Here is a 17346-nt window from a genome sequence, read left to right as displayed (position 1 = left end):
CGGCTGGGGGGGGGAGACCCCCTCAGCGCTTGCCGTTCGCCCGGTACCCCAGCAGCGCCGACAGATCCTTCGCCGCCGCCTTCACTTCCTTTTCCACCCGTTCGCGCAGCGTTCCGTCCGCCTCGAAGCGCTGCTGCGGGCCGGCCACGCTGATCGCGGCGATCACGTCCCCGGTGGCGTCCATCACTGGCGCGGCGCAGGCGTCGATGCCCGGCTCGAAGGCCGAGAAGCTCCACGCGCAGCCGCGCTCCAGGTCCGCGCCGAGGATCTCGGCCAGGCGGGCGTGGGTGGCAGGGCTCTGGCCGGTCACGGTCGGCAGGGGGTCATCGCCCAGCCGCTCGCGCAGCGCCTCCGGCGACAGGTGCGCAATCAGCATCCGCCCCGGCGTGGTCAGGTGCGCCGGCACGCGGCTGCCGACCTGGATGTTGCTGACCAGCCCGGTGTTGGGCATGTCCCGCAGCAGGTAGAGCACGTGGCCGCCGTCCGGCACGGCCAGATAGGCCGACAGTTGCAGCGAGCTGCTCAGCTGCGCCAGCACGCGCCGCGCGAAGGTGGTGAGGTCGTTCGCCGCCAGCACGCGTGACGCCAGCTTCAGGAACGAGAACCCCACCGTGTGCCCGCCCTGCGGCAGCCGCTCGACCATGCCCTCGTGCTCCAGCGTGGCCAGCAGGCGCATCACCGTTACGCGGTTCACGTCGATGCGCCGGCCCACCTCGCTCAGGTTGGCGGTCGAGCCGCCCTCGGCAATGAAGCGCAGCAGCCGCAGGCCGCGCATGACCGGGGTCACAAGCGCCTGCGCCGCGCCGCTGGCATCGTCGTTGTCCAGTTCAGTGGCGTTGTCGAGGGAGTCGTCTGGCGCGGCGGTCTTGGGCATCGGCTCGGGGAAAAGAAAAACGGAACGGGTGCAGGCAGGATCAGCCGAGCGCCACGTTCCAGGCGTTGTAATCGTACACCCAGTCCGCGTTGCCGCCGGCCTTGAGCCACTCGTTGCCGCGTGAGCCGATCTGGATGCGGCTGGTGCGGTCGTGGCGGGCCGCCTGGTAGCGCGCCAGCGCCTCGGGGATGGTGTCGTCGCTGGCCTCGGCCAGGCAGCGCGCCAGCACCACGCCGTCCTCGATCGCCATGCCGGCGCCCTGCGCCATGAACGGCATCATCGGGTGGCAGGCATCGCCCATCAGCGCGATATGGCCGGCCGACCAGGACGGCAGCGGGTCGCGCACGTACAGGGCGGAGATCAGCACGTCGTCGCAGGCGTCGAGCAGGGCGCGGGCATCGGGATGGAAGCCGGCGTAGGCGGCGCGCAGGTCCTCGACCCGGCCCGGCGTGGTCCAGGATTCGTTGCGCCAGCTGTCCTGCGCCACGGTGGCAAACACGAAGATCTCGCGGCCGCGGTTGAGCGGGAAGGTCACGATCTGGCTGGTCGGCTCGGGCCCCCACCACTTGGTGAAGGCGCCGAGGTTGGGCACGCCGGCCAGCTTCTCCGCCGGCACCACGGCGCGGTAGGCCACCACGCCAGTGAAAATCGGGTGTTCCTCGCCCAGCAGCGCGGTGCGGACGATGGAGTGGATGCCGTCGGCGCCGATCAGCACGTCCACATCCTCAGTATTGCCATTGGCGAAGCGCAGCGTGGCGCCGCGCCCGCCGTTCTTCGGCGCGATGTGGGTGGCCTTGTGTGCCAGCCGCACGCAGGCGCCCGGCACGGCGGCTTCCAGCGCGGCCATCAGGTCGCCCCGGTGCATGGTCAGCTGCGGCGCGCCGTAGCGCTGCTCGGCTTCGTTCGACATGGCCAGGCGGGAGGTTTCCGCGCCGGTGTCCCAGGTGCGGCTGATGCGGTGCGTGGGGCGGGCTGCCGTTTCGCGCAGCGCGGCGCCGACGCCCAGGCCGTCCAGTGCCCGCACCGCGTTCGGCGTGAGATTGATGTCCGCGCCAACGCGCGCGAACCGCGCCGCCTGCTCGTACACCACAACATCCAGGCCGAGCTTGCGCAGGGCGATGGCGGCGGCCAGTCCGCCAATGCCGGCACCGTTGATGCCGATCTTTCCTGAAACCATGGGGGCGCTCCGTGTGGTGGCCGATGCGTCACGCGTCGGCCGGCTGCTCAATGAAATGTTCAAATATGAACGATAAGTTCATAAAAAGAATATTGAGCACGGCGCCTCCCGTCAAGCGGGTTTCTGGCAGTACTTATTTAGGTGGCATCGCGGCGTGACGGTTCGATCGCCTGCTGCAGGGTGCGCGTCACCGGCGTATCGGTGGGGCTGACCACGGCATAGGAATAGCGGCCCTGCCGCCAGTACTGCGCCAGCAGGTTGCCGTCCTGCCGGTTGCCGTTGCCAAAGCGCAGCAGGTTGCCCGGCGGCCGCACGTAATAGACGATGGTCTGGCCCTGGTTGTTGCGGTACAGGACCATTGCCGCCGTGCCCTGCTCGGTCGGCATCAGCCGCCCGCCGGCGGGCCGGAAGCCGTACTGGGTGAAATCGGGCAGCGGGGCGGGCTGGACGAAGTGACGGTCAAGCCAGGACTGGAGCGCGCGCGGATCGGTCGCGCTTACATCCACCACCTGCGGGCCCTCGCTGGCCGCGAACATGCGGTAGGCCTGCACGGCATCGGCCATCGGCAGGTAGTTCTGGCGCATGGCGATTTCGCGGGTCTGCCAGCCGCCCATGCCGCCAATGCCGAGCGCCATCACCAGCGAGGCGGCCACGGCCATGCGCCGCTGCGTGCGGTCGCGCAGGGTGCGGCGGATGCGGAAGGGGTCGAGCCGCGCGGGGGTGTCCGCCGGAGACGGCTCCGGCAGGCTCGCGCGCAGTTGCTGGGCGGCGGCCCGGATTGCGTCGATCTGGCGGGCGAGGTCCGGGTGCGTGGGCAGCAGCGCGTCGATCTGGGCGCGGCGCGGGGCGTCGAGTTCGCCATCCACATAGGCATGGAGTTCGGCGTCGGCGGGCAGCAGGGAGTGTTGGGTCGTCTTCTGGAGGGTCATTTCAGGACCTGGACGGGGGGACGGGCGGGTTGGCCCTCGGTCATGTCGCGCATGGCTTTGCGGGCGCGCGACAGCCTGGACATGATGGTGCCGATGGCCACGCCCAGCGTATCGGCAGCCTCCTGGTAAGTCAGGCCCTCCACGGTGACCAGCGTGAGCAGCGCGCGCTGCTCGGCCGGCAGGTGGTTGAAGGCCTGCAGCGCGGAGCGGGCCAGCACCACGTCCTCGGTGGAGGGCGCCATGTCGGCATCGTCACCCACGCCGAACAGCGCCAGCACGCCGGCGTAGCGCTTGGCGCGGCGCTGGCCATCGAGGAACTGGCGGTACAGGATTGTGAACAACCATGCGCGCAGGTCGCCGTCGTGGTGGCGGGCGGCGCCGCGCGACAGCGCGCGCTCCAGGCACGCCTGCACCAGGTCGTCGGCGCTTGCCTCGTGCCGGGTCAGCGTGAGGGCGAAGCGCCGCAGGCGGGGAATGACTTCGCGCAGGGCGTCGTCGGTCAGGGTCTGGCTCATGGCGAAATTCCGGGAAGTGCTTGTACCGCTCGCAGCGTAAGACGAACGGCGCGGGCGCTTATTCCCTCGGTGCCCGACTTTATTCCATTGCCACTGAACAAAAATGTGAAGTGTGGGAATTGTCTTACGTACATTTCAGCAGCGGTCTTCTGCTTTGATCTGGTGGGGAAACGTAACCTGCAAGTACAGCGTGGCCATGACGCGGCGAGCAGGAAGCGGCGTGTGGCCCGAACAGGGTTCCATAGGATCCACCAAGAAAAGGAGCACGACATGATGACCAAAAAGTGGCTTGCCGCAGCAATGTGTTCGATGATGTTCGCCGCCCCGGCAGGCTTTGCCTACGCCCAGGCCGGCTCCAAAGCCGACTACGACGCCGCCACGAAGCAGGCGGATGCGGACTACAAGGCGGCCAGCAGCAAGTGCGACGGCCTCAAGGACAACGCCAAGGACGTCTGCAAGGCCGAAGCCAAGCGTGACCGCGACGTGGCCAAGGCCAACGCCGAAGCCAAGCGCGACGGCACCGACAAGGCCCACGCCAAGGCCATGAAGACCAAGGCCGACCGTGACTACGACGTCGCCAAGGAAATGTGCGACGACAAGAAGGGCAACGACAAGGACGTGTGCGTGAAGGAAGCCAAGGCTGCCCACGAACGCAGCCTGGGCGCCGCCAAGACCGAGAAGGCCGCCGCCACGGGCACCAGCACCGACGTAGCCGAAGCCCGCGCCGACGCCAAGAAGGACACCATGGACGCCGCCTACAAGGCTGACAAGGAAAAGTGCGATGCGATGTCCGGCGATGCCAAGGACAAGTGCCAGGCCAACGTGAAGGCCAAGTACGCCAAGTAATCAGTCGGATAGCAACCAGGAGCCAGACATGAATTGGGACCAGATCGAAGGCAAGTGGGAACAGGCCAAGGGCAAGGTCAAGGAAAAGTGGGGCCAGCTGACCGATGACGACCTCACGGTCATCAACGGCAAGCGTGACCAGCTCGCCGGCCGCATCCAGGAGCGCTATGGCTACACCAAGGAGCGCACCGAGGAAGAACTGAAGGCCTGGGAACGCGACACGCGCTGGTAAGCGTAAGCCAGCGCGGGGCCGGCAGCGATGCCGGTGGCCATTCTGCACGGCGGGACTATCAGTCCCGCCGTTTCTGTTTCCGCGCAAAGCTGCCCGATAACACCATTCCCCTTCGGTGGGGCAGGGCCGCAACCGTTGCGAATTCAGCGCGGCTTAGGTCTGAATACAGCCAATTTTAGTGCGGACAGATCGCGCACGCCGTACCATGGCGGTCCCTCCTGCTGCGCCGCGCGCATCGCGGCTGTGCATGTACGCGATCCTTCCCGCCTTCGTTTCCGCGATCTTCCTTGGGTATGGGCTCTATGTGCTCGTGACCCAGGGCGTGACACGCGTGTCGGCCGCGTTCTTCCTGATGTGCGTGACCACTTTCGCGTGGCAGGGCACCTGGGCGTTCCTGTTCCAGGCCACGCACCCGGACGTGGCAGTGGTGCTCGCCAAGGTCGGCTACCTGTTCATCCTGTTCCTGCCGACCACGTTCTACCAGTTCATTTGCGAGGTCACCGAGTGCCGCCGCGAGCGGCCCGCCGTGCTGGCCTCGTACGGGCTGAGCCTGATCCTCGCCGTGCTGCTGTTGACCACGAGCCAGGTGGTGTCCGGCTACTACACCCTGTTTTTTGGCGATTATCCGAAGGCCGGGCCGCTGCATCCGCTGCATGTGGCGCAGACCGCGGTGCTGGCGTGCCGGTGCGCATGGCTGCTCTGGGCGGCGCGCGCCAATGCCACGGTGGAGCGCCGCCGCCGCTTCAACCTGTGCCTGCTGAGCCTGGGCCTCTATTCGCTGGCCGCGGTCGACTACGCGGTCAACTACGGCTACGCGTTCTATCCGCCGGGCGTGGTGTGCATCGCGCTGAGCCTGGGCATCCTCGCCGTGACCGTGGTGCGCTACAACCTCATGCACCCGTACTCGCTGGCGGCCACGGTGGCGCACGAGGTGCGCACGCCGCTGGCCACCATCCGCATGCAGGCGCAGGAGATGGCGCGGACTTTCCCGCAGATCATCGAGGGCTACCAGCTTGCCGTGGCGCACGGGCTGGTCGAAGACCGCCTGCGGCCCGGGCAACTCGCGCGCATGGCCACGGTGGTGGAGGGCATCACGCGTGAGGTGGACGGCACCAGCACGGTCATCGACATGGCGCTGGCCTCCGTCACGCTGGAGCGCGTGGACCGGCGCAGCTTTGCCCCGCACGGGCTGGCCGCCTGCGTGGACGCGGCGCTGGCGCGCTACCCGTTCCAGCCCGGCGAGCGCGAGCGCGTGCGCCTGGCGCCGATGCCTGCCGGCTGGCGCTTCGTGGGCTCGGACACGCTGCTGGTCTACGTGCTGTTCAACCTGCTGAAGAACGGCCTCTACGCCGTGCGCGTGCAGGGTGAGGGCGGGATCGAGATCTCGGCCGAGGCCGTGGGCGGCTTCTACCTGCTGCGCTGCCGCGATACGGGCTCCGGCATTCCCGCTGATGTGCTGCCGCGCATCTTCGACCCGTTTTTCTCGACCAAGGCCCACGGAAGCGGCAACGGCCTCGGGCTGGCCTTCTGCCGCCGCGTGGCCGAGGCGTTTGGCGGGCGTATCGACTGCGAGTCCGTGCCGGGCGTGCACACCACCTTCACGCTGCGGCTGCCGCGCTTCCACCCCACGGCGGAGCAGCCGGACCAGCCGGACGGCCCCCTCCCCACGCGCGCCACCGGCTGAACCAGCCGGCGGCGCGCGACCCATCAGTTAGTCAGCGGCGGCAGCACCAGCTCGTACTCCTTCACCTTTTCGATGATTTCCTTCGGGAAGCGCGTGATGCGCTTGTCCCGGCCCGCGAACACGATCTGCTGGTAGCCCAGCGACACCGGCCGCCCCTCCACGCAGAAGCGGAACAGCAGGTAGGCCGAGCACTGGCGCACCTGGAAGGTGTTCAGGTAGCAGTCCACACGCTGGAACGGGAAGGTTTCCTCCACGTACTCCTGGTGGGCGCGCTTGGTCACGAACACGCCGCCGGCGGCCAGCAGGTTGCCGTGGATGCATTCGTGGAACCAGCGCTCGCGGCAGATGCCCTGCCATTCGAAGTACCGGGCGAAGTAAGTGTTCATGAACGCATTCGAATCCTTGAGATAGATGTCGATCGCATGGTGGAAGGTCTTTTGAGGCGGGGTCTCCAGTACGTACTGGCCAAGCAGGGCCGTACCGCGGTTCAGCACTTGCGGGATCACGTCTCGCATCAACATGGAATGACTCCTTTAGATGGCTGCAAAGCGGCAGCCACGCCCGCCCCGGCGTCGCGCGGGGCATGGAGGCATTCTGCGGGGCTTTGGCAGTGGCCATGGGCGGGACGTGGAGGGGTAAACACACGCGAAACCGGCTCTGGATAAGGGCTCTGCCGTAAACCCTAGTAGTCTAGCCAACTAGACTTTTATAAAGTCGCCCTATCTTATTAGTGCGCCCCCGCGCTGCGCATGTCCGACGCCGCCGCCCAACTTCTTTCCCGCAGCCGCGAGCCTGTCTATCTCCAGCTCGCCACGATCTTCCGCCGGCAGATCGAGAGCGGCGCATGGCGGCCCGGTGAGCAGATTCCGTCACTCGAAGCACTTTGCCGCGAATATGGCGTGGCGCGCATGACCATGCACCACGCCATCTCCCAGCTGGATGCCGAAGGGCTGGTCGCGCGCTCGCGCGGGCGCGGCACCTTCGTCAAGGCGGCGGGCCGTGACCGCCGCCCGCTGGCACTGCCCACAAGCTGGGATCAGGCCGTGGCCGTGGGAGACCGCCTGTCCACCGAGGCCATCGTCGAATCCACCGCAGACGTGCCGCTACCGGATGACCTCGGCATGCCGTGCGACGGCCGCCGCGCCGCCGCCTATCACTTCCTGCATCGCGCCCATCGGCTGGACGGCCGGCCGTTTGCCGTAGGCGAGGTCTATATCGAAGCGGCGGTGTTTGCACGCGAGCCGGAGGCGTTCCGCCAGGGCGCCTCGGTGCCGGTGCTGGACCGCTTTCCCGGCCTGCAGGTCTCGGCGGCACGCCAGCGCCTGTCCATCGTGGCCGCCGGCGGCGATGCGGCCAAGGCGCTGGAGCTGCCGGTTGGCGCGCCGGTGGCCGAGTTGCGCCGCTTCGCCTGCGTGGACGATGTGATCGTGTACTACGCGCGGATCGAGTTCCCGACGGAATTCGTCTGCCTTGATTTCGACCTGCTGGCATCACGTGGCTGATGCGGCACATCCCTCAGACCCACCTAATCACCCGAACGGAACCCGAGACATGGAGACGACCCAATCCCCGATGAACGGCGCGGAAAGCCTGGTCAAGACGCTGCTGGCCTGCGGCGTGGACACCTGCTTCGCCAACCCTGGCACCAGCGAGATGCACTTCGTGGCCGCGCTGGACCGCATTCCCGGCATGCGCTGCGTGCTGGGTTTGTTCGAGGGGGTGGTGACCGGTGCCGCCGACGGCTACGCCCGCATGGCCGACAAGCCGGCCGCCACGCTGCTGCACTGCGGCCCGGGGCTGGCGAATGGATTGGCGAATCTCCATAACGCACGGCGCGCGCAAACGCCCATCGTCAACATCATTGGCGATCAGGCGACCTACCACCGGCCGCTCGATGCGCCGCTGACCGCCGATACCGAAGGCTGGGCGCGTCCGGTGTCCGTGTGGACGCGCACCGCCACCCGTGCCGCCTCGGTGGGCGCTGACGCCGCCGTGGCGGTGCAGGCCGCACGCGGCGCGCCGGGCGGTGTCGCCAGCCTGATCCTGCCGTCCGATGTGTGCTGGGATGCCGGCGGACAGGTGGCCGCGCCGCTGCCGGCGCTCCCGGTGCCCAAGGTCTCGCCGGACGCCGTGCAGAACGCCGCGCGCGTGCTGCGCAGCGGCCAGCCCACGCTGATCGTGCTGGCCGGCAGCGCGCTGCGCGAAGCCGCGCTGGCTGACGCCCACCGCATCGCCGCCGCCACGGACGCCCGCCTGATCACGCCGATGTCCAACGCCCGCGTCACGCGTGGCCGGGGCCGGCTGGCGATCGACCGCATTCCCTATTCGGGCGATGCCGCCCGCGCCAAGCTCGCCGGCATCCGCAACGTGATCCTGGTGGGCGCGCCGGCGCCGGTGACGTTTTTCGCCTACCCGGGCCAGTCGCCGCGCCCGTACCCCGAGGACGCCAATATCCATGTGCTGGCCCGCGCTGAGGAAGATCTTGCCGAGGCGCTGGCCCGGCTGGCCGACGAACTGGGCGCCCGCAACGCCGCGCTGCCGGCTGCCGCCACGCAGGTGCCGCGCGAGACCGCCAAGGGCGCCGTGACCTCCGAGGCCGTGGCGCAGACGCTGGCCGCGCTGCTGCCGGAGCAGGCCGTGGTGGTGGAGGAGAGCGTGAGCTTTGGCCGCGCGTTCTATCCGGGCACCGTGCACGCCGCCCCGCACGACTGGCTGCAGCTGACCGGCGGTGCGATCGGCGCCGGCCTGCCGCTGGCCACCGGCGCCGCCATCGCCGCGCCCGACCGCCGCGTGGTGGCCCTGCAGGCCGATGGCTCGGGCATGTACACGCTGCAATCGCTGTGGACCATGGCGCGCGAGAAGCTCGACGTCACCATCGTGCTGCTGGCCAACCGCAAGTACGCGATCCTGCTGGGCGAGCTGGCCGGCGTGGGCGCCAACCCGGGCAAGACCGCGCTCGACATGCTCGACCTCGGCAACCCGGACCTGGACTGGGTCAAGATGGCCAACGGCATGGGCGTGGAGGCCGCGCGCGCGGACAACATGGAGACCTTTGCCGATCTCTTCGCGATGGCCAACCAGCGCAAGGGCCCGTTCCTGATCGAACTCGTGATCTGACCTGCCTTCCGGAGACCCCATGCCGCAATCCACTCCTGCCGTGACCGATCCCGGTCCGGACAAGCAGTACGCCGAGGCGCTGGCCGCCGGCCAGTTCCGCATCCAGCTTTGCCAGGACTGCCATCGCCATGTCTTCTATCCGCGCAATATCTGCCCGCACTGCGGCGGCGACGCGCTGGCCTGGACCGCGCCTGCCGGCACCGGCACGGTCTACTCGACGAGCGTGGTGCGCCGCAAGCCCGATGCGGGTGGCGACTACAACGTGGTGCTGGTAGACCTGGACGAAGGCGTGCGCATGATGAGCCGGGTCGAGGGCATCGCCCCGGCCGATGTGCGCATCGGCATGCGCGTCAAGGCGCGTGTGGCGCGCGTGGCGCGCGTGGCGCCGGAAAAGAGCGATACCGAACCGGCGCTGGTCGTGTTCGATCTGGTTGGGGAGGGCTGAACCATGGCAAGCAACGGATCGCACCTGCGCGGCGGCGTGGCCATTGTCGGCGTGGGCCAGGCGGGCCTCGGCGAAGCCCATGGCAAGACCGAGATGGAAATCCTCGTGGAGGCGGCCAAGGCGGCCGTGAAGGATGCGGGGATGTCGATGCGCGACATCGACGGCATCGCCACGGCCAGCGTCGGCGCCACCATGTGGGTCATGCCGGTGGCGGAGTACCTCGGCATCCAGCCGAAGTTCGTGGACAGCACGATGATTGGCGGCTCGAGCTTCGTCTCGCACATGCTGCCGGCGATGATGGCGCTGGAAGCCGGCCTCTGCGACGCCGTGCTGGTCTGCTACGGCAGCAACCAGCGCACGTCCACGGTGGGCCGGGCTGGCATCGGAAAGGTGCGCGCCGTGCTGGACCCGCAGCCGTACGAGAACCCCTACCAGCCGCTGGCGCCGATCACCTCCTACGCGCTGGCTGCCGCGCGCCACATGCACCAGTACGGCACCACGCGCACGCAGCTGGCCGAGGTGGCCGTGGCCGCGCGCCAGTGGGCGCGCATGAACCCCGAGGCGATGATGCGCGACCCGCTCTCCATCGAGGACGTGCTGGGCGCCCGCATGGTGTCCGACCCGCTCTCGGTGCGCGACTGCTGCCTGGTGACCGATGGCGCCGGCGCCTACGTGATGGTGCGGGCCGACCGTGCGAAGGCGCTGGCCAAGCCGCCGGTGTACGTGCTCGGCAACGCCACGGCCACCTGGCATCGGCAGATCTCGTCGATGCCGGACGTGACGGTGACGGCGGCGCAGGAAAGCGGCGCCCGGGCCTTCGCGATGGCGGGCCTCAAGCCGTCCGACGTGGACGTGCTCGAACTCTACGACGCCTTCACGATCAACACGATCCTGTTCCTCGAGGACCTGGGCTTCTGCGCCAAGGGCGAGGGCGGGGCGTTCGTCAGCGGCGGGGCCATCGCCCCGGGCGGGCGGCTGCCCGTGAACACCAACGGCGGCGGCCTGTCGTGCGTGCATCCGGGCATGTACGGCATGTTCATCACCATCGAGGCGGTGCGGCAGTTGCGCGGCGAGTGCGGCGAACGGCAGGTGGCGGGGGCGGAGATCGCGCTCGTGCACGGCAACGGCGGGACCTTGTCCAGCCAATCCACCGCGCTGCTGGGCACGGCGGCGGCGCTCTGACCTACATCCCTCACCACACGCGGTGAGGGATGACCCATCATCGTCCATTGTCCTGCAAGGATCGTGGCGGGAACATCCTTCGCATCCACACAGCGAGGGGGTTCCATCATGAAAAGTCGCCTGTATTACTCGATCGCGGTGCTCTGCGGGGGCCTGCTGGTGGCCGCCGTATGGTTAGGCGCCCCGAGTGCGCGCGGCGAGGCGGTTGGCGAGGGTGCCGCCAACGTCAGTTGCAGGTACTCGCACCGCCTGCCCGACGATCCGATCATCTATCCCGGCAAGCCGGGGATCGCGATGTCGCATGACTTCTTCGGCCATACCACCACCGACGGCAACACCACGGCGGAAGACCTGTACACGGAGCACAGCTCCACCTGCGAGAACGCGGCGGACAACACGGCCTACTGGGCGCCTTCGCTGATGCTGCCGGATGGACGCGTGGTGGCGCCCGGATATCACAAGACCTATTACCAGAACCGGGCCTTCCCGGCGAACACGCACCGGCGGGTCACGGTGATTCCGCCCGGGCTCCAGATGCTGGCCGGCGATCACCGGGGCTCGGGGCCCAGCGTGGCGGTCAATTTCCTCTGCACGGGGTCGAAGCGGGGCTACACGCGCACGCCGCCGAACGATTGCGTACCGGACGCGAACGGCAACGTCCAGCTGAACATCGCGCTGGCGTTTCCGAACTGCTGGGACGGCGTGCACTTGCATCCGTTCCGCAGCGGGCGGAACAACATCGCCTATGCCAATTCCGACGGGACCTGCCCGGCGGACTATCCGGTGCCGCTGCCGCACCTGAGCTTCAATCTCGCCTACCAGATCGGCGCCGTGACGGACCTGACGAACGCGCAGCTTTCGATGGACCCGACGCTGGACGACAACGGTAACGTGGTAAGCCTGAACTGGGGCTCGCTGTACACGGCCCATGCCGATTTCTTCAACGGCTGGACCGAAGACGCGATGCGCTACATGGTTGAATACTGCATGAACCTCGGCCGGTCCTGCAGCAGCACCGTGGCCTATGCATTCACCCAGGTCACCGCGGACGCCACGGTGCGCGGCGGCGAAACCGCGAACGACAACTTCGGGCAGGCGGACTCGCTGTTTACCCAGCGCGCGGTCGGCAGCGAGCCGGAATCGAAGATCTACATCATGTTTCCGATTCCGAAGGGCGCCCTGGAGATCCCGCCCGAGTTCACGCCGCAGTACCGGCTGCTGATCTGGGGCGGCGGCGTGGATGCCACGGCCATCATCAGTGCGCACAGCACGACGACCAACTGGCACGAGGACCATATCAACTCCCATAACGCGCCGACTTGCGGCGGCACATCGGCCACGCTGTACCTGGATACCTACAAGCAGTACCGGTACTTCAACGTCACGAATCTGGTCAAGACGGCCATTGCCGCCGGCGAGGACACGGTGTCGTTCTGCATCCGGGGCAACTCGTCCGGCAACGCGTTCAAGTTCGACAGCAAGGAGGGCGCGCACGGCGCCATCCTGTACCTCTACGCGGTGAACTCCTGACCGTGCTGCCGCCGCGCCCCGGCGTCAGCGCGCCACCTCGGCCCAGGCCTGCATGGCCTGGCCGCCGGCATCGTCGCCGGTCCACAGGATGACGCGGCCATCGCGCGCCGGGTCGTCCTGCCCGCCCACGCTGACCGTGTCCTGGTGGAACAGCGGTGCCACGCCACGGAAGCCGAAGCGCGCCACCCGGGCCTCAGGCCGGGCGTGCCGCAGCAGTTCCAGCATCAGCATGGCCTGCAGCGGGCCGTGGACGATCAGCCCCGGATAGCCTTCCACCTCACGCACGTAGTCCAGGTCGTAATGGATGCGGTGCCCGTTGAATGTCAGCGCCGAGAAGCGGAACAGCATGACCGGATCGGCCCGCAGCGTGCGGCCAAACTGCGCCGTGTCGGGATGGACGACAAGGCGCGGGCGCGGCGGCTGGGGGGCACCGCGCTCGGGCATGGCGCGATAGACGATGTCGTGCCGCTCGGTCAGCGCGGTCTCGCCGCCCACCGTCAGCACGTGCTCCACCGTCACGAACCAGAGTTCGCCGGTGCGGCCGGACTTGTGCTGCACATCGGTGATGGTGGAGGTCTTGGTTACCGTGTCGCCCACGCGCAGGCCGCGCGAGAACGTCAGTTCGCCGCCGGCCCACATGCGGCGCGGCAGCGGCACGGGCGGCAGGAAGCCGCCCAGCGCGGGATGGCCATCGGCGCCAAGATCGCGCTGCGGGGCGCGCGGCAGGAAGTAGAGCCAGTGCCATAGCGGCGGCAGGGGCTGGCTGGCGACGGCCTCGCCATCGAGGTCCAGCGTGGCGGCCAGTGCGAGGACCGGTTCGGGCGCGAGGGTCTCGGTGCGCGTCTCCGAGCGGCCGATCCATTCGCGCAGTTGTTCGAGCGTGGGGGTCTGGGTCATGGGTTGTTTCCTATCAGCGGGCGAACGGCAGCCAGTCGCGCACGTCCGCCGCCTGTTCGAGTTGCCAGACGCGCGCGATGATGGTGCGCATCTCGGCTTCCGTGGCGCCGTGCCGGAACGCGGCGAGCTGGATCGCCTTGGCCTCCAGTTCCGGGCGCGACAGCGTGTTGTCCGGGTCACCCTTGGGCACGTCCACGCGGGCGCCGAGCGTGCGGCCATCGGTGGTGCGCACGGTCACGCGGCCAATCCACTGGCGCGGATAGGCGGCGTTGATCTCGTCGTCCAGCTCCATGGTGACCTTCTCGCGGAACGCGGCCACCTCGGCGTCGCGCAGCGCGTGCTCCTCGAACTCGCCCAGGCCCGCATGGGCGTACCACGCGACCAATCCGAGTACGGTGCCCATCGAGAACTTGGCCTGATGGATGGTGCGTGGGTCCACCACGGGGCCGAGCACGTCGATGGCGCCCTGGTGTACGTGGGCGGTGACGGCGGCGATGTCGCCGGCGCGCAGGCCATCGCGCTGCATCAGCGCCTTGAGCGCGTCGGCGGCGGGGTGCGTGTGGCGGCAAGAGGCGAAGAACTTGAACGAGGTCTCGGCCGTGGCCCAGCGCGTGCCCAGGCCATCGGTCAGGGCGGCGGGGTTGGCATCGCTCGACATGCCGGCAGCCATGCCCTGCGCCCCTTCGAGGATCTGCCGGGCGCCGGTAAAGCCCGCGCGGGCGAGCCAGGCCGACTGGAGCCCGTCGGCGGCGGCCTTGGCCGTGTGCAGTTGCTTGGAGTCGGCGGCGTCGCGCAGGAATTCCCACAGGCCGGCGGCCTGCGTGCCGGCGGTGCCGAGCGCCTGGTTGATGCCTTCCGCATCCAGGCCGAACAGCTTGGCCACCGCCGCAGCGGCGGCCAGCGTGCCGACCGTGCCTGTGGTGTGGAAGACCCGGTAGTGCGAGCGGCCCATGAATTCGCCGATGCGGATACCGGCCTCGTAGCCGGCGATGCTGGCCAGCAGCACCTCGGCGCCGGTCTTGCCCTCGGCCTGCGCGGCGGCCACCACGGCCGGGAATACCACGGCGGCCGGGTGCAGGACCGAGCCGTTATGCACATCGTCCTGTTCCACCACGTGGGACGAGGCGCCGTTGATCAGCGCGGCGAAGTAGGGCGAGGTGCGGCGCCGGTCGACAAAGACCTCGGCGTCGCCGTCCTGCGGCCCCATCGCGGCGGCGAATTCCTGGATGCGGCGCACGGCGGGCGCGTCCTTGCCGGCGATGGCGGACGCCATCCAGTCGAGAAACAGGTCCTTGGTGCGCTCGATGACCGGCGCGGGGACGTCGTCGAGCGTCAGGCGGGCCAGGAAGTCGCAAAGCTGGCGCGTCGGATATTGCGGTGCGGCTTGGTCGGACATGGGAATCTCGGCAATCTCAATAGGAACGGGGCAGGTCCAGCACGTGTTCGGCCACGTAGGACAGGATCAGGTTGGTCGAGATCGGCGCCACCTGGTACAGGCGCGTCTCGCGGAACTTGCGCTCGATGTCGTATTCGGCCGCAAAGCCGAAGCCGCCGTGGGTCTGGAGGCAGACGTTGGCGGCCTCCCACGAGGCATCGGCGGCCAGCAGCTTGGCGATGTTGGCCTCCTTGCCGCAGGGCTTGCCGGCGTCGAACAGCTGCGCGGCCTTGTAGCGCATCAGGCTGGCCGCCTCCACGTTGACGAACGAGCGGGCGATGGGGAACTGCACGCCCTGGTTCTGGCCGATGGGGCGGTCGAAGACGATGCGCTCGCGCGCATAGCTGCTGGCGCGCTCGACGAACCAGTAGCCGTCGCCGATGCACTCGGCGGCAATCAGGATGCGCTCGGCGTTCAGGCCGTCGAGGATGTACTTGAGCCCACGGCCTTCCTCGCCGATCAGGTTCTCTGCGGGGATCTCCAGGTTGTCGAAGAACAGCTCGTTGGTCTCGTGGTTGACCATGTTGCGGATCGGCTGGACGGTCAGGCCCTTGCCGATGGCCTCGCGCAGGTCCACCACGAACACGGACAGGCCCTCCGACTTCTTCTTCACCTGGTCCAGCGGCGTGGTGCGCGCCAGCAGCAGCATCAGGTCGGAATGCTGCACACGCGAAATCCACACTTTCTGGCCGTTGACGATGTATTTGTCGCCCTGGCGCACGGCGGTGGTCTTGAGTTTGGTGGTGTCCGTGCCGGTGGTGGGCTCGGTCACGGCCATCGACTGCATGCGCAGCTCGCCGGAGGCGATGCCCGGCAGCCAGCGCTGCTTCTGGGCCTCGGAGCCATGGCGCAGCAGGCAGCCCATGACGTACATCTGGCCGTGGCAGGCGCCCGAGTTGCCGCCGCTGCGGTTGATTTCCTCCATGATCACCGACGCCGCCGTCAGCGGCAGGCCGGAGCCGCCGTAGGCTTCGGGAATCAGCGCGGAGAGCCAGCCGGCCTGCGTCAGCGCCTGGACGAAGGTCTCCGGAAACGCGTTCTGTTCCTCCACCCGCTGCCAGTAGGCGGAATCGAAGCCTGCGCAGAGGTCGCGCACGGCTTCGCGGATTTCCGGGTAAATCTGGTCTTGGTCCTGTTCGGGAAGCATGGCAATGTCGTCTGTGTCGAAGTGTGGCCATTATTCCCGAGGGGCTGCGCCGGGGACATTCGGATTTGCCGAAGCGAGGCTTTGGGGCGGGGCCGCGGGGGTGGGAGATCCGGCCCGGCCGGTCCGGGGGGCGGGGGTCATTAGGGGGAACCTTTGTACTTCACGGGCGCCGTGCTCCGCCTTCGGCAAATCGGAATTGTGCCGCGCGGCGATTGCTTCCACGCTGCGGCCATCGATTCTCAAACCAGACGCGTGCAACACGCGCACCCAGGAGACGCCGTATGAAATCATCCAGGCCGAAGTCCGCCGTGATCGCCCATCATTGCCGAAACGTGCTGTGGGCTGCACTTGGTATGGCCGCCGCCGTGGCCCTGACCCTGCCCGGACGCAGCCACGCGGCAGACCCGTATCCGTCCCGGCCCATCACCATGGTGGTGCCGTTCGCGGCGGGTGGTCCTACGGATGTGGTGGCGCGCTCGGTGGCGGCGGCGATGTCGAAGTCGCTGGGCCAGAGCGTGGTGGTGGAAAACCGCCTCGGGGCGGGCGGCACGGTGTCCGCCGCCTACGTGGCCAAGGCCGCGCCGGACGGCTACACGATCCTGATCCATCACAACGGCATGGCCACGGCACCGGCGCTGTACTCCAAGCTGCCGTACAAGCCGCTGACGGACTTCAGCTTCGTCGGCCAGGTGGCGGACGTGCCGATGACGCTGCTGGGCCGGCACGACCTGCCGCCCAATACGCTGCCGGAGCTGATTACCTATATCAAGCAGAACCAGAGCAAGGTGAACCTGGCGAACGCCGGGCTGGGCGCGGTGTCGCAGCTATGCGGCATGCTGTTCCAGAAGGCCATCGGCGTGGACTTGCAGACGATTCCGTACCAGGGCACCGCGCCGGCGCTGACGGCGCTGCTGGGCGGGCAGGTGGATGTGCTCTGCGACCAGACCACGCAGACGCTGCCGCATATCAAGGCGGAGAAGGTGAAGCTGTATGGCGTGACCACGACCGAGCGCATTCCCGCGCTGCCGAATACCCCCACGCTGCGCGAGGGCGGGCTGAAGGGCTTTGAGGTCAAGGTCTGGCACGGCATCTACGCGCCCAAGGGCACCCCGCCGGCGGTGATCGACAAGCTCAACGGCGCGCTGCGTGCCGGCCTGAAGGACCCGGCGGTGGTGGCGCGGCTCCAGGAACTCGGCGCGGTGATCGTGCCGGCGGACAAGCAGACGCCCGAGGGGCTGCGCACCTGGCTGGCTGCGGAGATCGACAAGTGGTCGCCGATCATCAAGGAAGCCGGGGTGAAGGCTGACTGAAGGCTAACTCGCCCCCAGGGCGGCGG

The 17346-nt window shown here is 68.4% G+C and carries 17 protein-coding genes; 9 read left to right on the top strand and 8 right to left on the bottom strand.

Going from position 1 to position 17346, the window contains the following annotated elements; all coding sequences use genetic code 11:
* Window positions 1-22: 22 nt before the first annotated feature.
* The 4 genes from KHO18_RS15605 to KHO18_RS15590 all read right to left on the bottom strand — a co-directional run bounded on the left by KHO18_RS15605 (window position 23) and on the right by KHO18_RS15590 (window position 3495).
* Window positions 23-874 carry an IclR family transcriptional regulator gene (locus KHO18_RS15605; RefSeq protein WP_211943483.1) on the bottom strand — a complete coding sequence of 284 codons (852 nt, stop codon included), beginning with the start codon at window positions 872-874 and terminating at the stop codon, window positions 23-25.
* A 40-nt stretch (window positions 875-914) separates the two neighbouring features.
* A complete protein-coding gene (locus tag KHO18_RS15600; protein WP_211943482.1) occupies window positions 915-2051 on the bottom strand; it encodes an FAD-dependent monooxygenase in 1137 nt (378 codons plus the stop codon).
* 137 nt (window positions 2052-2188) lie between these two features.
* On the bottom strand, window positions 2189-2980 hold the full coding sequence (locus KHO18_RS15595; protein ID WP_144197776.1) for an anti-sigma factor family protein: 792 nt from the start codon (window positions 2978-2980) through the stop codon (window positions 2189-2191).
* On the bottom strand, window positions 2977-3495 hold the full coding sequence (locus KHO18_RS15590; protein WP_144197777.1) for a sigma-70 family RNA polymerase sigma factor: 519 nt from the start codon (window positions 3493-3495) through the stop codon (window positions 2977-2979). Before KHO18_RS15590 ends, KHO18_RS15595 begins: the two co-directional genes overlap by 4 nt.
* A 273-nt stretch (window positions 3496-3768) precedes the next feature.
* Here KHO18_RS15590 and KHO18_RS15585 point away from each other — a divergent pair, with 273 nt between their 5' ends.
* The 3 genes from KHO18_RS15585 to KHO18_RS15575 all read left to right on the top strand — a co-directional run bounded on the left by KHO18_RS15585 (window position 3769) and on the right by KHO18_RS15575 (window position 6257).
* Window positions 3769-4341 (top strand): hypothetical protein, encoded by a 573-nt coding sequence (locus KHO18_RS15585; protein WP_211943504.1) that lies wholly within the window; start codon window positions 3769-3771, stop codon window positions 4339-4341.
* Window positions 4342-4369: 28 nt separating this feature from the next.
* Window positions 4370-4573, top strand: a complete 204-nt coding sequence (locus KHO18_RS15580; protein ID WP_092293408.1) for a CsbD family protein — start codon at window positions 4370-4372, stop codon at window positions 4571-4573.
* Window positions 4574-4820: 247 nt separating this feature from the next.
* Window positions 4821-6257, top strand: a complete 1437-nt coding sequence (locus tag KHO18_RS15575) for a sensor histidine kinase (RefSeq protein ID WP_144197778.1) — start codon at window positions 4821-4823, stop codon at window positions 6255-6257.
* Between the two features lie 23 nt (window positions 6258-6280).
* Here the strand turns inward: KHO18_RS15575 and KHO18_RS15570 are convergent, their stop codons facing one another.
* Entirely contained in the window at window positions 6281-6778 is a 498-nt protein-coding gene (locus KHO18_RS15570; protein ID WP_144197779.1) for an acyl-CoA thioesterase, read from the bottom strand.
* A 228-nt stretch (window positions 6779-7006) separates the two neighbouring features.
* On the opposite strand from KHO18_RS15570, the gene KHO18_RS15565 reads away from it, so the two are divergent.
* From KHO18_RS15565 to KHO18_RS15550, 5 genes are all read left to right on the top strand, one after another.
* Complete coding sequence (locus KHO18_RS15565; RefSeq protein WP_144197780.1) at window positions 7007-7759, top strand: GntR family transcriptional regulator; 753 nt, start codon at window positions 7007-7009, stop codon at window positions 7757-7759.
* A 70-nt stretch (window positions 7760-7829) separates the two neighbouring features.
* On the top strand, window positions 7830-9374 hold the full coding sequence (locus tag KHO18_RS15560; RefSeq protein WP_144197836.1) for an acetolactate synthase large subunit: 1545 nt from the start codon (window positions 7830-7832) through the stop codon (window positions 9372-9374).
* Between the two features lie 19 nt (window positions 9375-9393).
* Window positions 9394-9819 (top strand): Zn-ribbon domain-containing OB-fold protein, encoded by a 426-nt coding sequence (locus tag KHO18_RS28465; RefSeq protein ID WP_244844826.1) that lies wholly within the window; start codon window positions 9394-9396, stop codon window positions 9817-9819.
* A gap of 3 nt (window positions 9820-9822) precedes the next feature.
* A complete protein-coding gene (locus tag KHO18_RS15555) occupies window positions 9823-11001 on the top strand; it encodes a thiolase (protein WP_144197782.1) in 1179 nt (392 codons plus the stop codon).
* A 108-nt stretch (window positions 11002-11109) separates the two neighbouring features.
* The gene (locus KHO18_RS15550) at window positions 11110-12531 is read left to right on the top strand and encodes a DUF1996 domain-containing protein (protein WP_211943481.1); all 1422 of its coding nucleotides are present in this window, start codon (window positions 11110-11112) and stop codon (window positions 12529-12531) included.
* Window positions 12532-12555: 24 nt separating this feature from the next.
* On the opposite strand, the gene KHO18_RS15545 is transcribed toward KHO18_RS15550, so the two are convergent.
* Genes KHO18_RS15545 through KHO18_RS15535 form a run of 3 tightly spaced genes read right to left on the bottom strand, consistent with a single transcriptional unit; the run spans window position 12556 to window position 16010 of the window.
* Window positions 12556-13428: an HTD2 family dehydratase gene (locus tag KHO18_RS15545; RefSeq protein ID WP_211943480.1), complete on the bottom strand. Its 873-nt coding sequence runs from the start codon at window positions 13426-13428 to the stop codon at window positions 12556-12558.
* Between the two features lie 13 nt (window positions 13429-13441).
* On the bottom strand, window positions 13442-14824 hold the full coding sequence (locus KHO18_RS15540; RefSeq protein ID WP_144197785.1) for an MmgE/PrpD family protein: 1383 nt from the start codon (window positions 14822-14824) through the stop codon (window positions 13442-13444).
* Window positions 14825-14840: 16 nt separating this feature from the next.
* A complete protein-coding gene (locus KHO18_RS15535; RefSeq protein WP_144197786.1) occupies window positions 14841-16010 on the bottom strand; it encodes an acyl-CoA dehydrogenase family protein in 1170 nt (389 codons plus the stop codon).
* A 281-nt stretch (window positions 16011-16291) separates the two neighbouring features.
* Between KHO18_RS15535 and KHO18_RS15530 the strand changes: the two genes are divergently transcribed.
* Window positions 16292-17320, top strand: a complete 1029-nt coding sequence (locus tag KHO18_RS15530; RefSeq protein ID WP_144197787.1) for a tripartite tricarboxylate transporter substrate binding protein BugD — start codon at window positions 16292-16294, stop codon at window positions 17318-17320.
* Window positions 17321-17346 lie beyond the last annotated feature (26 nt).

The organism is Cupriavidus campinensis, from assembly GCF_905397395.1.
Classification (GTDB): Bacteria; Pseudomonadota; Gammaproteobacteria; order Burkholderiales; family Burkholderiaceae; genus Cupriavidus; species Cupriavidus campinensis.
The sequence above is the reverse complement of the archived record's forward strand: the minus strand, read 5'-3'. Positions and strand labels throughout refer to the sequence as shown.

What these genes read in the sequence shown, in the direction of transcription:
- KHO18_RS15605 (WP_211943483.1), bottom strand. Translation starts at nt 874, where the DNA reads ATGCCCAAGACCGCCGCGCCAGACGACTCCCTCGACAACGCCACTGAA.
- KHO18_RS15600 (WP_211943482.1), bottom strand. Translation starts at nt 2,051, where the DNA reads ATGGTTTCAGGAAAGATCGGCATCAACGGTGCCGGCATTGGCGGACTG.
- KHO18_RS15595 (WP_144197776.1), bottom strand. Translation starts at nt 2,980, where the DNA reads ATGACCCTCCAGAAGACGACCCAACACTCCCTGCTGCCCGCCGACGCC.
- KHO18_RS15590 (WP_144197777.1), bottom strand. Translation starts at nt 3,495, where the DNA reads ATGAGCCAGACCCTGACCGACGACGCCCTGCGCGAAGTCATTCCCCGC.
- KHO18_RS15585 (WP_211943504.1), top strand. Translation starts at nt 3,769, where the DNA reads ATGACCAAAAAGTGGCTTGCCGCAGCAATGTGTTCGATGATGTTCGCC.
- KHO18_RS15580 (WP_092293408.1), top strand. Translation starts at nt 4,370, where the DNA reads ATGAATTGGGACCAGATCGAAGGCAAGTGGGAACAGGCCAAGGGCAAG.
- KHO18_RS15575 (WP_144197778.1), top strand. Translation starts at nt 4,821, where the DNA reads ATGTACGCGATCCTTCCCGCCTTCGTTTCCGCGATCTTCCTTGGGTAT.
- KHO18_RS15570 (WP_144197779.1), bottom strand. Translation starts at nt 6,778, where the DNA reads ATGTTGATGCGAGACGTGATCCCGCAAGTGCTGAACCGCGGTACGGCC.
- KHO18_RS15565 (WP_144197780.1), top strand. Translation starts at nt 7,007, where the DNA reads ATGTCCGACGCCGCCGCCCAACTTCTTTCCCGCAGCCGCGAGCCTGTC.
- KHO18_RS15560 (WP_144197836.1), top strand. Translation starts at nt 7,830, where the DNA reads ATGAACGGCGCGGAAAGCCTGGTCAAGACGCTGCTGGCCTGCGGCGTG.
- KHO18_RS28465 (WP_244844826.1), top strand. Translation starts at nt 9,394, where the DNA reads ATGCCGCAATCCACTCCTGCCGTGACCGATCCCGGTCCGGACAAGCAG.
- KHO18_RS15555 (WP_144197782.1), top strand. Translation starts at nt 9,823, where the DNA reads ATGGCAAGCAACGGATCGCACCTGCGCGGCGGCGTGGCCATTGTCGGC.
- KHO18_RS15550 (WP_211943481.1), top strand. Translation starts at nt 11,110, where the DNA reads ATGAAAAGTCGCCTGTATTACTCGATCGCGGTGCTCTGCGGGGGCCTG.
- KHO18_RS15545 (WP_211943480.1), bottom strand. Translation starts at nt 13,428, where the DNA reads ATGACCCAGACCCCCACGCTCGAACAACTGCGCGAATGGATCGGCCGC.
- KHO18_RS15540 (WP_144197785.1), bottom strand. Translation starts at nt 14,824, where the DNA reads ATGTCCGACCAAGCCGCACCGCAATATCCGACGCGCCAGCTTTGCGAC.
- KHO18_RS15535 (WP_144197786.1), bottom strand. Translation starts at nt 16,010, where the DNA reads ATGCTTCCCGAACAGGACCAAGACCAGATTTACCCGGAAATCCGCGAA.
- KHO18_RS15530 (WP_144197787.1), top strand. Translation starts at nt 16,292, where the DNA reads ATGAAATCATCCAGGCCGAAGTCCGCCGTGATCGCCCATCATTGCCGA.